The 13,379-nt window shown below is 43.2% G+C and carries 13 protein-coding genes; 8 read left to right on the forward strand and 5 right to left on the reverse strand.

Annotated elements, in window-relative coordinates:
• Nucleotide 1: 1 nt before the first annotated feature.
• Together E1160_RS14950 and E1160_RS14955 are read right to left on the reverse strand one after the other, a co-directional pair.
• Nucleotides 2-295: a sarcosine oxidase subunit delta gene (locus E1160_RS14950; protein ID WP_155156609.1), complete on the reverse strand. Its 294-nt coding sequence runs from the start codon at nt 293-295 to the stop codon at nt 2-4.
• A gap of 19 nt (nt 296-314) precedes the next feature.
• A complete protein-coding gene (locus tag E1160_RS14955) occupies nt 315-1,559 on the reverse strand; it encodes a sarcosine oxidase subunit beta family protein (protein ID WP_155156611.1) in 1,245 nt (414 codons plus the stop codon).
• A 724-nt stretch (nt 1,560-2,283) separates the two neighbouring features.
• Between E1160_RS14955 and E1160_RS14960 the strand changes: the two genes are divergently transcribed.
• The gene (locus tag E1160_RS14960) at nt 2,284-3,306 is read left to right on the forward strand and encodes a GlxA family transcriptional regulator (protein ID WP_235914175.1); all 1,023 of its coding nucleotides are present in this window, start codon (nt 2,284-2,286) and stop codon (nt 3,304-3,306) included.
• 50 nt (nt 3,307-3,356) lie between these two features.
• Here E1160_RS14960 and E1160_RS14965 read toward each other — a convergent pair whose 3' ends face one another.
• A complete protein-coding gene (locus E1160_RS14965) occupies nt 3,357-3,710 on the reverse strand; it encodes a cell division protein ZapA (protein WP_155156613.1) in 354 nt (117 codons plus the stop codon).
• Nucleotides 3,707-4,009: a hypothetical protein gene (locus E1160_RS14970; protein WP_155156614.1), complete on the reverse strand. Its 303-nt coding sequence runs from the start codon at nt 4,007-4,009 to the stop codon at nt 3,707-3,709. The genes E1160_RS14965 and E1160_RS14970 overlap by 4 nt, the downstream gene beginning before the upstream one ends.
• A 399-nt stretch (nt 4,010-4,408) precedes the next feature.
• Between E1160_RS14970 and tkt the strand changes: the two genes are divergently transcribed.
• Both tkt and gap read left to right on the forward strand, forming a co-directional pair.
• Nucleotides 4,409-6,397: a transketolase gene (tkt, locus tag E1160_RS14975; RefSeq protein WP_155156616.1), complete on the forward strand. Its 1,989-nt coding sequence runs from the start codon at nt 4,409-4,411 to the stop codon at nt 6,395-6,397.
• 148 nt (nt 6,398-6,545) lie between these two features.
• The gene (gene gap / locus E1160_RS14980) at nt 6,546-7,550 is read left to right on the forward strand and encodes a type I glyceraldehyde-3-phosphate dehydrogenase (protein ID WP_155156619.1); all 1,005 of its coding nucleotides are present in this window, start codon (nt 6,546-6,548) and stop codon (nt 7,548-7,550) included.
• A gap of 53 nt (nt 7,551-7,603) precedes the next feature.
• Here the strand turns inward: gap and E1160_RS14985 are convergent, their stop codons facing one another.
• Nucleotides 7,604-8,377 (reverse strand): type 2 periplasmic-binding domain-containing protein, encoded by a 774-nt coding sequence (locus tag E1160_RS14985; protein ID WP_155156621.1) that lies wholly within the window; start codon nt 8,375-8,377, stop codon nt 7,604-7,606.
• 220 nt (nt 8,378-8,597) lie between these two features.
• Between E1160_RS14985 and E1160_RS14990 the strand changes: the two genes are divergently transcribed.
• The 5 genes from E1160_RS14990 to E1160_RS15010 all read left to right on the forward strand — a co-directional run bounded on the left by E1160_RS14990 (nt 8,598) and on the right by E1160_RS15010 (nt 13,338).
• Nucleotides 8,598-9,662: a hypothetical protein gene (locus E1160_RS14990; protein WP_155156622.1), complete on the forward strand. Its 1,065-nt coding sequence runs from the start codon at nt 8,598-8,600 to the stop codon at nt 9,660-9,662.
• A gap of 105 nt (nt 9,663-9,767) precedes the next feature.
• Nucleotides 9,768-10,424, forward strand: coding sequence for a thiamine phosphate synthase (locus tag E1160_RS14995; protein ID WP_155156624.1), 657 nt, complete (start codon nt 9,768-9,770; stop codon nt 10,422-10,424).
• Between the two features lie 144 nt (nt 10,425-10,568).
• On the forward strand, nt 10,569-11,138 hold the full coding sequence (gene efp, locus E1160_RS15000) for an elongation factor P (RefSeq protein WP_155156626.1): 570 nt from the start codon (nt 10,569-10,571) through the stop codon (nt 11,136-11,138).
• Nucleotides 11,139-11,168: 30 nt separating this feature from the next.
• Complete coding sequence (locus E1160_RS15005) at nt 11,169-11,975, forward strand: inositol monophosphatase family protein (RefSeq protein ID WP_155156628.1); 807 nt, start codon at nt 11,169-11,171, stop codon at nt 11,973-11,975.
• 235 nt (nt 11,976-12,210) lie between these two features.
• The gene (locus E1160_RS15010) at nt 12,211-13,338 is read left to right on the forward strand and encodes an OmpA family protein (protein WP_155156630.1); all 1,128 of its coding nucleotides are present in this window, start codon (nt 12,211-12,213) and stop codon (nt 13,336-13,338) included.
• The last annotated feature ends 41 nt before the right edge of the window (nt 13,339-13,379 follow it).

Consider the following 13,379-nt stretch of genomic DNA (forward strand, 5'->3'; position numbering starts at 1 on the left):
TTTATTTGCCCTCGTCAGAAGGAATAGCAGGCTTTTCTTCGCCTATTTTATAAGTATCTACGAACTGATCTGTCACAGAGTTGCGAAGCGCGTTGAACCAACGGCCACAACCATGATCATGAGACCAACGTTCGTACTGGTAACCTTTGATGTTTTGGCGGAAGAAAATATAATCCCCCCATTGCTCATCAGTTAACTCATCAGGGTTTTCAGGACGCGCGATATGCGCCTCACCATGACATGTAAATTCTGTTTGATCACGTTCACCGCAGAAAGGGCATTTAATAACTAACATCTAAACTTCTCCTCTTTCCTTAGTGAGCCACAGCCGCAGCTGCACCTTCATCAATCAATGCACCTGTATTAAAACGGTTCATTGTAAATGGTGCTGCAATTGGGTGAAGTTCACCATTTGCAATGGAATGTGCGAATACGTTACCGGAACCAGGTGTTGCCTTAAAGCCACCTGTACCCCAACCACAGTTGAAGAACATGTTTTCAACTGGTGTTTTTGTGATGATCGGAGAACGATCAACTGTCACATCAACAATACCGCCCCATTGACGCATCATGCGCAGACGAGATGTGAACGGGAACAATTCTTTCAATGGGCCAACAATGTGGTCCATCATATCGAAGCTACCGCGTTGGGAATAACTTACAAAGTTATCGGAACCCGCACCTACAACCAATTCACCTTTATCGGATTGTGAAAGGTATACGTGAACCGCACCAGACATGATCACTGTGTTGATCACTGGTTTCAATGGCTCAGACACCATCGCTTGCAGTGGGAAACTTTCTAGTGGCATACGGAAACCAGCCATATTCGCCATTACAGAAGAATGACCCGCTGTTACCACACCGACTTTCTTTGCACCAATATGACCACGGGAAGTTTCAACACCTTTCACAACGCCGTCTTGAATATCAAAGCCTGTTACTTCACAGTTTTGGATAATATCAACGCCCATATCGTCAGCTGCACGCGCATAGCCCCATGCAACCGCATCATGTCGTGCACTACCACCGCGACGTTGCAACAACGCACCAAGTACTGGATAACGACAATCCAAGTTGATTGTTGGCTCGATTTCCTTCACTTGTTCAGGTGTTAGGAATTCACTGTCGATACCGTTCAAGTGAATTGCATGGCCGCGGCGACCAATTTCCTGCATATCATGAACGTTGTGCGCCAAATGCAACAAACCACGTTGGGAGAACATCACATTGTAGTTTAAATCTTGGCTAAGATTTTCCCACAATTTCATCGCATGTTCATAAATCGCAGAAGATTCATCCCAGAGATAGTTGGAACGTACGATTGTTGTGTTACGACCTGTGTTACCACCGCCTAACCAGCCTTTCTCAAGAATAGCAACATTTGTAATGCCACATTCTTTTGCAAGGTAGTATGCTGTAGCCAAACCGTGGGCTCCACCACCAACGATCACAACATCGTATTCTTTCTTTGGATCCGGGCTACGCCAAGCCTTTTGCCAATTTTCATGATAACTCATCGCGTTACGGACGAGTGAGAAAACAGAATATTTATTCATTCTCTTCCCATTTCCTGCTCAAAAAACACCTGCTTCTTTGCCCTTCCCGAATGGAAGTTCAATTGGTCAGGCCGAAATAATGCTAAACTTAAATCCTTTTATGGGAGAAGAGCCTGCTATAAGCGCGGTTGCGCGACAGGAAAAAAGTAAAAAGCGACATAACACATCTTTTCTTAAAATCCTCGCCCTAATCCCGCAGAAAACCAAGGTTTAATGCAATTATAAAAAGCCATTTTTCTTTATATTATTACGGAAAAACGTCACGAGTGAAATCAATTTTAAAACTTACACCAATAATACTCAAAAATGCGACACAGTTGAAACCATATGTCACTCACATCGAACGTAATTTATTTACAAATTCTTACCACAAACACCTAGACGCCATTTCCCGATATGTCGCTTTAACGACAAGCCACCAATATTTAAGATTTCCTCTTTAAAAAAATTCATAGTAAACATCCTCAAAAGCGACTAACATTCACAATAATTGTCGCTACCGTGACAATATATTATATTTCAATTATAAAATGGGAATACATCTGATAAAGAAGAAGCATTTTAATAAAAACGCGATTGACAGAAATTTCACTTCCTATTATTTGGCAGTGCACTGCGTTAGAAATTAAAAAAAATGTAACAAACGCTTTTAGTGATTATTTGTCAGTAGGATCGATATAAAACGGCAACTCTACTGCATACAGTTTTATAAGGTAGCAAAGATATGCAAACAGCTGCGATGTATAAAGATGTAGGGGAAGACAAACCGGAACATATTTCTTTGTTCCTGATTCCACAGTTTTCTATGATTGCCTTCACAAGCCTTCTAGAACCATTACGTCTGGCAAATCAGATTGCTGAAAGAACCCTTTACACTTGGGAATTAATTAGCCGAGACGGCCTACCTGTCATGGCATCAAATGGCATAGAGATTACACCCAATACTACAGCAACAGAAGTGGTTCGCCCAACCAATGTCGTGGTATGCTCAGGGGTAGATGCACATATATATAATGATGCATTAACATTTGGTTACTTACGTCGTTGGGCACGCGAAGGCACGCAAATGGGAGCAATTTGTACGGGCGCACATATCTTAGCACATGCTGGTTTGTTAAATGGTTATCGCTGCACTATCCACTGGGCGAATTTAGATAGTTTTTCTGAAGAATTTCCGGATATTGATGTACGCGCTGAGCTATATGAGATTGATCGTGATCGCTTTACCTGTGCAGGCGGCACGGCCGCACTTGATATGATGTTAAACGAAGTCGGTCGTAAACATGGGTCTGATTTCGCGGGTGCCGTTTCAGAACAATTTATGCATGAACGAATCCGCGAAGGTAACGACAATCAGCGCTTACCATTACAAGCGCGCCTTCGTGTAAGTCATCCAAAATTGATCAAAGCAATTTCGGAGATGGAAAAAAACACTGAAGAAGCCCTAAGCCGTGATGAGATTGCACGCCGTGTAGGATTATCCCGTCGCCAACTGGAACGTTTGTTTAGTCGCTATCTCTCCACAAGTCCGGCACGCTATTATTTGAAACTTCGCTTAAATCGTGCTCGCAAACTACTCACACAAACAACAATGCCTGTGACAGAAGTTGCTTTTGCTAGTGGTTTTACATCCGCCTCTCATTTCTCCAAATGCTATCGGGATATGTTTGGCAAAACCCCACGGGCAGAGCGACGTGGTCTAGACATGATTGATGAAGAAGATGAAGCAGATTACGCAGAAGAATAATTCCGCAAAACTCGAATACAAAAATGCCCGCAAATTTGCGGGCATTTTTTTTAAGTTTCTACAGGCTGCTCCAACCTTGCAGCTATTGCCTCTATCCTATTGGTCATATTCGCAAATATTTCCAAAGTTCCTTGGTCCGGCGTGACTTGTGATGCGTTCTTTTGAAGCGTTATCATATCTTCTTTTAATCTCTCAACTTCAGCATATGCATCAGATAATTCATCAGCAACCACCAAGCCTGCCATCAGCATCAAGCGAGCATCCCCCACTTGCCCCATCGCAGCAGCGAGTTCCTCGACTCTATCACTAAAAAACTTGCCCAGTTTCTGTAGATGCTCTTCCTGGCCATCATCACAAGCAATATTATAGTTACGTCCGTTAATTTGAATATCTAATTGGCTCATAAGACAGCCCCTTGTTGATGCACTTCTTCATCAACTTCATCATCACCAGCGATTACAATATCAAGGCGCTGCAGCGCAGTACTTAAACGCTGAACTAAACCAGCCGCATCTTGACGTAACAATGCATTCTCCTGCTGTAGTTGATCACGCTCGGAACATAACTGTTCAATCTTTTTAGCCATTTCCGCGCCGTCTTCTAGATTCACATTTGATGCATTCTGCAGGCGCGTCTCCACAGCCCCTTCAAGACGCTCCAAAGCAGCATCTAAATTACGTGCAATTTCGTCCAACTGACTCATTTGCCTTTAAACCTTCCAACCTGCGACCCAACTGAAAGTCAATCATAGAATCTCCCAGTTATCTTAATTAATTACTTTGAAATTAAGTGGTGATCTCTTTCTCGTCAACAGGACAACTGGATTAATATAGCAAAGTAGAATGGATAGCACACAACTTCTTTGTGGGAATTTTGACGAATAAAGAGAAAGAATCATTGACCTTCCAGTCCATTTTGTGCATTTTGCGCGCGCTATCTGTGGGGAAATCTATTGGATAGTTATTTTGCGCAACTTGCCCCAAATAATCCGGCCCGGGTTTTTACCGGATATATAAGGGGAAAACCGAGCATCCCTTACTGATTCTATATGATATATGAGATGTAGGGCGATGTTGCTGGAACGCTAAAGAGCTTTATACATATGTCTGCTGTTTCGCATAAAGATTTGGCCAATGCTATCCGTGCTTTGGCTATGGATGCTGTCCAACAAGCAAATTCAGGTCACCCTGGCATGCCAATGGGCATGGCCGATGTGGCGACTGTTTTGTTCACTAAATTTCTAAAATTTGATCCAAAGACACCAAACTGGGCTGATCGTGACCGCTTTGTTTTGAGCGCAGGTCATGGTTCTATGCTTCAATATGCTTTGATGTATCTAACTGGGTATGAAGATATCACTTTAGAAGAGATCAAAAATTTTCGTCAGCTTCACGCGCGTACAGCAGGACATCCAGAATATGGTCATGCCGCAGGCATTGAAACAACGACTGGCCCTCTAGGTCAAGGTATCGCCAATGCGGTTGGCATGGCTCTGGCTGAACGCATCCTAAACGCACGTTTCGGTGACGATGTTGTTGATCACTACACCTATACAATCGCTGGTGATGGTTGCTTGATGGAAGGTATCTCTCATGAAGCAATCTCCATGGCTGGCCATTTGAAATTGGATCGTTTGATCGTATTATTCGATGATAACGGTATTACAATTGACGGTTCCACGGACGTTTCTGTATCAGATGATCAATTAGCACGTTTCAAAGCAAGCGGCTGGGACGTATCTGCTTGTGACGGTCACGATGCAGAGGCAGTTGAAAAAGCAATCGCAGCTGCAAAATTGACAGATAAGCCTTCCTTGATCGCTTGTAAGACGACAATCGGTTATGGTTCCCCTGCAAAAGCTGGTAAATCTTCTTCCCATGGTTCTCCATTAGGCGATGATGAAATCAAGCTAACAAAAGACGCTATCGGTTGGGCCCATGGTCCATTCGACATTCCAGCAGAAATTTTGGACGCATGGCGTGCTGCAGGCTCACGTGGTCAAGCAGATCGTGATGCCTGGAACACACGTATGGCATCTATTGATGCTGATAAACGTGCTGAGTTTGAACGTGGACAAGCCGGTGAGTTAAAGGATGGTTGGAAAGAAGCGCTTTACGCTTTCAAAAAACAAACATCTGAAGCACAAGAAAAAACAGCGACACGTAAATCTTCTGAATTGGTATTGAACGTTCTTACCGAAGCTATCCCTGAAATGTTGGGTGGTTCTGCAGATTTGACAGGCTCTAACAATACCAAAGCAAAAGGCATGGAAGGTATCCAAGCTGGCTCTTATGAAAACTCTTACGTTTACTATGGTGTTCGTGAACATGGCATGGCTGCAGCTATGAATGGTATCGCTCTTCACGGTGGTCTGATTCCTTACGGCGCGACATTCCTGGTCTTCACAGATTACTGTCGTCCATCCATGCGCCTATCTGCATTGATGGGTCTACGCGTTGGTTATGTAATGACTCACGATTCTATTGGCTTGGGCGAAGATGGTCCGACTCATCAACCCGTCGAACATCTAGCTGCATTGCGTGTTATTCCAAATATGCATGTTTTCCGTCCTTGTGACACAGTTGAAACTGCTGAAGCATGGGCATTAACACTTGAACACACAAATACACCTTCAACTATGGCATTAACACGTCAAGGTCTTCCAATTCTTCGTACCGAACATACTGAAGAAAACCTGACAGCCAAGGGCGGTTATGTATTACGTGAGGCTGAAGGTGGTGAACGTAAAGTTACCTTGATGGCAAGCGGTTCCGAAGTTGAAATCATGATGAATGCACGCGATGCGTTACAAGCAGAAGGTATCCCCACAGCAGTTGTTTCCATGCCATGCATGGAATTGTTTGATGCGCAACCACTAGACTATCGTTTATCCGTATTGGGTGAAGGTGCAGCACGTGTGGCTTGTGAGGCAGCTCTACGTGATAGTTGGGATAAATATTTAGGGATCAAAGGATCCTTCATTGGTATGAACGGTTTTGGGGCATCAGCACCAATAGCCGATCTCTACAAACATTTCGGCATCACTTCAGAAGCCGTTGTCGAAGCTGCCAAGGGGCAACTTGAGGCATAAATAACTATTGAATCGGCCCTTTACTCAAAAGGGCCGTTTCTTTATTGAGGCAAAAATACTAGAGGCGAATGGATAGCGACTTGCTATTCAGCTAGTAGGTCACAAACAAGGTTTGGGGCCATATTAAAAAGAAACGGAGACTTACAAAATGGCTATTCGCGTAGCAGTGAACGGTTTTGGTCGTATTGGACGTTTGGTGACACGTGCAATCTATGAATTAGGCCGCAACGATATTGAATTAGTAGCAATCAACACCCCTGGTTCCATCGACGCAACAACTCATTTGTTGCAATATGACAGTGTACATGGTCGTTTCCCTGGCGATGTAGAAGCTGGTGCTGACTGGTTGGATATGGGGATGGGTAAAGTAAAAGTTTCCAGCCATCGTGATCCGCATAATGCACCTTGGAAAAGTCTAGGCATTGATATTGTCCTTGAATGTTCCGGCCACTTTAACAGCACAGAAAAATCAAATTCTCACATTAAAGCAGGTGCCAAGAAAGTATTACTTTCCGCCCCTGCGAAAGATCAGACAAAAACCGTCGTTTATGGTGTAAACCATGAAGAAATCACAGCAGATGATTTAATTGTTTCTAACGCATCTTGTACAACAAACTGCTTAGCGCCAATGGCAAAAGTGCTAGAAGAAAATCTAGGTATTGAACATGGCTTCATGACAACAGTTCACGCCTATACAGGTGATCAACGCATCCTAGATAACAGCCATAAGGACCTTCGTCGTGCCCGTGCTGCAGGCTTATCCATGGTTCCAACTTCCACAGGTGCAGCCAAAGCTGTTGGCTTGGTATTACCATCCTTAAAAGGTAAATTAGATGGTTCTGCGATCCGTGTACCTACAGCAAATGTATCCTTGGTTGACTTGAAATTCAACTCTGTGCGCGACACAAGCATTGAAGAAATTAATCAATTAATGGCTGACGCAGCTTCTGGCCCAATGAAAGGCGTACTTGCTGTCAACAATCTTCCTTTGGTTTCCACAGATTTCAATCATCATCCAGCGAGCTCCATTTTTGACCAAACACAAACACAAGTGATGGATGGTCGCTTGGTGCAAGTGATGAGCTGGTATGATAATGAATGGGGCTTCTCTTGCCGTATGCTGGATACAGCAGCACATATGGGAAATATGTAATTCTATTTCCCCCAAATAATTCTAAAAAGCCTCAACAAGGATGTTGAGGCTTTTTAGTTTTGTAAACTTTCCGCCTCATCATGTTGTATAATTTCAGCGTGCCTGCCCAAATATTCTTGCGCTCGACCATCTTGGGCGAGTATGGGGATCACTTGATCGACATAACTGATAAATCGGCGGTTTTCTGGTGTATCATGACATACAAAATGCCCTGTCGCCTTAAATAATGTCAGCCGGGTTGAGTGAATTAAATCGTGGTATCCCAAATCATCAAAGGCAATCGCAATATCTGGATGGAAACCTATAATCGCCTCAATTCTGCCTGCCTTTAACATCTTCATTAAATTTTCATTATTACGCGCTGCATGTAAATACGGTGCCTTGTCTTGGATCAATCCCGCGGCAACATTGCCAATCACATGTCCAATAGGTAAATCTTTCAATTCATCAATCGAATGCGGAGGCTCTATACCTCTAGGGACATAAACATATACAGAAATAGCATCTACAGCTTTCGAAGAAAGCAAACCCATTTCCGATGCTTCAGGATAACGTGCCGCGATCGCACGTATATTGGCAGGAAAGGCACAAGAAGAAAAATCACGAATAAAATTTGTAGAATTCCGTTTTATTGGGGCATATTTTTTCTCAATCTCCCCTTCAAACCTATTTAATAAATCTTTTAAATAGAGGTTATATCCACGGTCTTCCTCAGGTGTTAAGCGGTCATCAAGTTCATATAAATGCAGAATCACTTCGGCCTTCACCGAATTGGCACATGTCAACAGTGATAAAAAAAGCGCCAATATCTGGGAGCTTCTCCGCATTCTTACAAACCTTCATTATATTTCTGGATACAACGTGCTCCCCTTGGTATGTATCATGAATTAGATAGCGTTCAATTAAAAGCTTTTCTCTAGCTTTTTATGAAAAAAACTGTTATAAAGCGTTTGTCAGAAGAATCTGGCCCGATGTTTGCTTTACATCGTGAGAGGAATTTTTTCACAAGTTAATTCCTGATTTTGCTAGAAAGGCGAGGATAAACAAGTGGCTATTACAGTAAATGGCGGCGCAGCAGCCGCAAGTATGTTGAATGTAGCTTTGTCAAAGACGAAGCCTGGGGAGTTTAAGCCCAAAACATCTGCTGTGACCAATATCCAAACAACGCTTAGTCAAAATGACGTTAACGCTAATAATCGTTTGATTATGAATTCTGCAATAAATCGTTTAAACGGTATTGCACAAGGTATTGTCGAGCCTAATCAAGATCGTGAATGGGAAGTTGTAGGTGCCTATCTTCAAGCGACAGGTCAACCTTATCAAATAAAAATCGCAACAAATGGTGCTCTTTCTGTGGAGGCGCAGGCAGACGGCAAATTGGATGACTTCAACCAAGCCCAAAAACTTGGTATTGCAAATGCAATACAAAAATTTGATAGCATCGCTATTCAGGTAGATCAGGAAACAGCACGTAACGGCTATTTAAACTCTTATAATACGGCTGCAGCCAGACTTATAATGATGCAGCAATTTGCACCGGCTCAAGATCCATGGGAAATAGACTTCCAGCGATATGCTGAACTTGGACGTCCCGTCCAAGTTGGCCTAAATGGACAAGGAGAAATTGTTGCAATTAACCAGCTAGAGCACGATTTTTCAGAAGTCGAGAATGTTGATGATCGTCTCAAACTTATCGCAGCACGTAATGAATTAAGTAATATATTAGATGGAACGTCTGCAGCAACTGAAGCATGGCATTATCTTGCTTTAGGGAATAAACAAGATGGCGATGACTATCTTATCGTACTAGACGACGATGGCAATGTCACCGTTAGGAATAATCTTCATCGTGACACTCCTAGTTCACAATTAAGCCTAAATCATATTACACCGCAATTCTTAAAAGATGATTTCAAAGTAGAGACATCTGCGCAATGGCAAGAAGATGCTGCAAACCTCTATCGTCAAGGTAAAGGTTTCTATTTCGATTTTGACAATACAGGAACTAATATTGTGACACGGGAACTCAATCTTACATATGCAATGAATCTGCATAAGCCCGTGGACCGGACGCAAGATATTATCAACGCTCAGCTTTCTATTCTCACCTAGAAAAAGAAATTATTTTGCATGACATTGGGGCCTATTGGGCCCCATTGCTATCTATACCATATATAGATAGCAATGCGTCAGAAAACTTTAAAATAGGAAACGTCCATGGCCGATATACTGCCCCCTGCAGAAATTTATCTTATTACGCCAGAAGAAATAGAATTTGATCAATTCAAATCCTCTTTAAAAAGCGTGCTGAGTGAAGTGCCAATTTCCTGTTTACAAATTCGTCTTCCAAATGCGGACAAGAACAGCCTTAAGGCCGCAGTTGAAATGCTTGCCCCCATCGCTTGGGAGCATGAAGCAGCCGTCTTATTATGTGATCAGCCTGACTTGGCAATCGAAATGGACCTAGATGGCGTGCATTTGGAAACGAATGTAGATGCCAAACACGTCAAAGCTGTTCGTAAAATTATTGGAAATGATCGTTCCATTGGCGTTTCTTGCTTAAATTCTACACATACAGCAATGCTTGCAGGCGAAGCAGGTGCTGACTATGTTAGTTTTGGTCCACTTTTCCCATCTCCAACCAAAGGTATGCCTGCGGAAGAAGGAGTTGAGGAATGTTTGCGTGCCTGGGCCTTAGCAATGGAAGTTCCTTGCGTAGCCATAGGTGGGATCACCACAGATAATGTAAATATTGCCTTGGCAACTGGTGCTGAATTCGTCGCGCCGTTATCAGGGATATGGCAACATCCCGATGGTCCAGCTGTTGCAGCTAAGATATTTTACGAAGCAACACAGACATACAAAAAATCTTAACAAACATACGCTATGCAGAAGGTGCAATGCTGTATTGCACAAATCCATTTTAGGAAAAGGCTTGTCTAGACCAGCTTTTTACCATATAGAAAACGCCGATTTTGTTCTTTGAAAATTTGGCACTCCAACTGATTGGTGAGACTCATGAAGATTGATGGCAACGCTATTCGTCCAGGTAACGTTATTGAACATAAAGGTGGCTTGTGGCGCGCAGTAAAAACACAACATGTAAAGCCTGGTAAAGGCGGCGCATTTTTACAAGTAGAATTAAAAGAAATTCGCACCGGCACAAAATTGAATGAGCGTTTCCGCTCTTCAGAAACAGTTGAAAGAGTGCGTTTGGAACAAAAAGAGTTCCAGTTCCTTTTCGCTGACGGTTCCGATTTTACATTTATGGATCAAGAAACTTTCGATCAAATCACATTGAACGAAGACATGATCGGTGAAGATCAGGCAAAGTTCCTACAGGACGGAATGGTTGTTGTGATAGAATCTTTTGAAGAAAGTCCAATCGGCGTGGAATTGCCACAACATGTCACTGTTGAGGTCTTAGAAGCAGATGCAGTTGTAAAAGGTCAGACCGCTTCCTCTTCCTATAAACCTGCTGTTGTTGAAGGTGGAGTACGTGTCATGGTACCGCCTTATGTTGAAACAGGTATCCGCATTGTAGTAAACACAGATGATGCAACTTTCGTAGAACGCGCGAAAGACTAGCTCTAACCATAAAAATGGAAGGCAAACACAATGTTTGTACGATCCCCAAATATCAACGTCATGATCAAAGCAGCCGAAAAGGCGGGCCGCGGTCTTGTACGTGACTTCGGTGAGGTAGAACAACTACAGGTTTCCAAAAAAGGGCCTGCCGATTTTGTATCTACAGCCGACAAACGCGCGGAAGAAACAATCCGCCGTGAACTGGAAAAAGCACGCCCTGAATATGGCTTTCTTATGGAAGAAGGTGGTATTGTTAAAGGTGAAGACGAAGATTACCGTTGGATCATCGACCCGCTTGACGGCACCACAAACTTTCTTCATGGCATTCCACATTTCGCCATTTCCATTGCCTTGGAAGAAAAAGGGGAAATTGTTGCTGGCGTTGTTTACGATCCTGTAAAAGATGAAATGTTCTGGGCGGAAAAAGGCAAAGGCGCCTTCGTGAATGATCGACGTTTACGTGTGTCGGCACGTACACGCCTATCAGAAAGTGTTTTCGCAACAGGCATTCCTTTCATGGGCCGCGATACCGAAGATGATGGCCATGGTTTATTTCTACGTCGCCTTGAGAAAATCATGGAAAAAACAGCGGGTGTTCGTCGTTTTGGTGCCGCATCCCTTGATCTCGCATATGTAGCTGCAGGTCGCTATGACGGTTTCTGGGAACGTGGACTAGCCCCATGGGATGTAGCTGCCGGCATATTATTGGTTAAAGAAGCTGGCGGCTTCGCAACAGATGCCCAAGGGCGCGCCTTCAGTTTCAAACGGGCTGATGTGGTTACAGCCAATGAAAAAATTCACAAAAGCTTATTAGATGTTTTGAGAAGCGCTAAATAAGCTTCTTATTCTATCAAAAACGAATCAAAAAGCCTCGCATTGGAAAATATTTTTCTCAATCGAGGCTTTTTTGTTTCCTTCAAAAATACAAATAACATATAAATTACAAATACTTAACTTATAAATCACGGCTTTTTCAAGCTAGCTATTGTCCGCGAAAGAAGCCTAGTCTATGATATTTTAAATGGGGATAGGCCACTGTTTCTGGCCTATGAAATAATTATGCGAGTTGGGAATGACTAAAACAGTAAAAACGCATTTTGCTACCGCTGCTTCTATAACAGCGTTGACTATTGGTCTATTCGCCACAGTGTTATCTACATCTGAGGCAAATGCACAAAACTCCTATTATTGGGGAAATACACAACTTGATAACGCAGTTAGTGTAAATTTAAATGTGTTAGATAGCCTAGGTGATCAACAGACCTTACCAGGTCTACTTAACCCGCGAGCTAGTGCAACCACTCCAGTTTTAACAAATGAACTACCACGTACAGTAAATTCAAATCCTATTACGCGTTCCACAAGTACAACCAATGGAATGCCTGTATCTGGTTTAACAACAAATGTTGCGCCGCAAGCAGCACCACGAGCGGTAAAACCAGCGGCATCGAAGGTCGCTGCCAGCCCGACACCAAAAGCAGCTGACGTCTCTACAATGCCATCTAGCGCCCTTGTGGCTGCGGCTCCAAAAACGGAAGCAGTTCCTACAAAATCAGCACCCAAGAAAGTTGAAGCCAAAGCAGAACCAAAAGTTGTAGCAACAGCGCCAGCGCCAAAACCAGCGCCTGCACCAAAGCCTGTTGCAAAGGCAGCTAAGCCTGCTCCAGCTCCTGTTCCGGCACCAGCTCCCCCGAAGGTTGAAGAACCCAAAGTTGTTGAAGCACCTAAGGTCGTTGAGGCTCCAAAAGAAGAACCCAAACAGGTTTCAATTACACCTGATGCTGCACCAGCTCCGGCACCTGTTCCAGCAGCCCCCAAGGTCGAAGAACCTGTACAACCTAAACAAACGGCTACGTTAACTAAACTAGAAGATAGTGATATTATCCAAAAGAAAGACGGCATCGTCAGTGTTGTATTTGACCCTGTTGAAACTGATTTACCGAAAGCTGCTGAGGGTGAGCTGGATAACATCGTGGCTCAAATGAAAGCAGATGAGAATTTAAAGCTGTTCCTTGAAGGATATGCCTATATTCCTGACGCATCACCAAACCAATCACGTCGCATGTCTTTATTCCGTGCAATTTCTGTTCGTAATTATCTTGTAAAACAAGAAATTCCTAGCCGACGGATTAAGGTACGCGCCTTTGGTGACAAGGCTGATGGTGGCAATACTGATCGTGTTGATATCTTTTTTGAGTAAAGCATTTATATTGCTATAGTGTTTTAAAGCCTGCGACTCCT

Source organism: Curvivirga aplysinae (assembly GCF_009711445.1).
In the GTDB taxonomy this organism is placed as follows: domain Bacteria; phylum Pseudomonadota; class Alphaproteobacteria; order UBA8366; family Aestuariispiraceae; genus Curvivirga; species Curvivirga aplysinae.

Excerpts from the sequence above, each read along its gene's own strand:
- E1160_RS14985 (WP_155156621.1), bottom strand. The coding sequence starts at position 8,377 with ATGCGGAGAAGCTCCCAGATATTGGCGCTTTTTTTATCACTGTTGACA.
- E1160_RS14955 (WP_155156611.1), bottom strand. The coding sequence starts at position 1,559 with ATGAATAAATATTCTGTTTTCTCACTCGTCCGTAACGCGATGAGTTAT.
- E1160_RS14965 (WP_155156613.1), bottom strand. The coding sequence starts at position 3,710 with ATGAGCCAATTAGATATTCAAATTAACGGACGTAACTATAATATTGCT.
- gap (WP_155156619.1), top strand. The coding sequence starts at position 6,546 with ATGGCTATTCGCGTAGCAGTGAACGGTTTTGGTCGTATTGGACGTTTG.
- tkt (WP_155156616.1), top strand. The coding sequence starts at position 4,409 with ATGTCTGCTGTTTCGCATAAAGATTTGGCCAATGCTATCCGTGCTTTG.
- E1160_RS14995 (WP_155156624.1), top strand. The coding sequence starts at position 9,768 with ATGGCCGATATACTGCCCCCTGCAGAAATTTATCTTATTACGCCAGAA.
- E1160_RS15005 (WP_155156628.1), top strand. The coding sequence starts at position 11,169 with ATGTTTGTACGATCCCCAAATATCAACGTCATGATCAAAGCAGCCGAA.
- efp (WP_155156626.1), top strand. The coding sequence starts at position 10,569 with ATGAAGATTGATGGCAACGCTATTCGTCCAGGTAACGTTATTGAACAT.
- E1160_RS15010 (WP_155156630.1), top strand. The coding sequence starts at position 12,211 with ATGACTAAAACAGTAAAAACGCATTTTGCTACCGCTGCTTCTATAACA.
- E1160_RS14950 (WP_155156609.1), bottom strand. The coding sequence starts at position 295 with ATGTTAGTTATTAAATGCCCTTTCTGCGGTGAACGTGATCAAACAGAA.
- E1160_RS14970 (WP_155156614.1), bottom strand. The coding sequence starts at position 4,009 with ATGAGTCAGTTGGACGAAATTGCACGTAATTTAGATGCTGCTTTGGAG.
- E1160_RS14960 (WP_235914175.1), top strand. The coding sequence starts at position 2,284 with ATGCAAACAGCTGCGATGTATAAAGATGTAGGGGAAGACAAACCGGAA.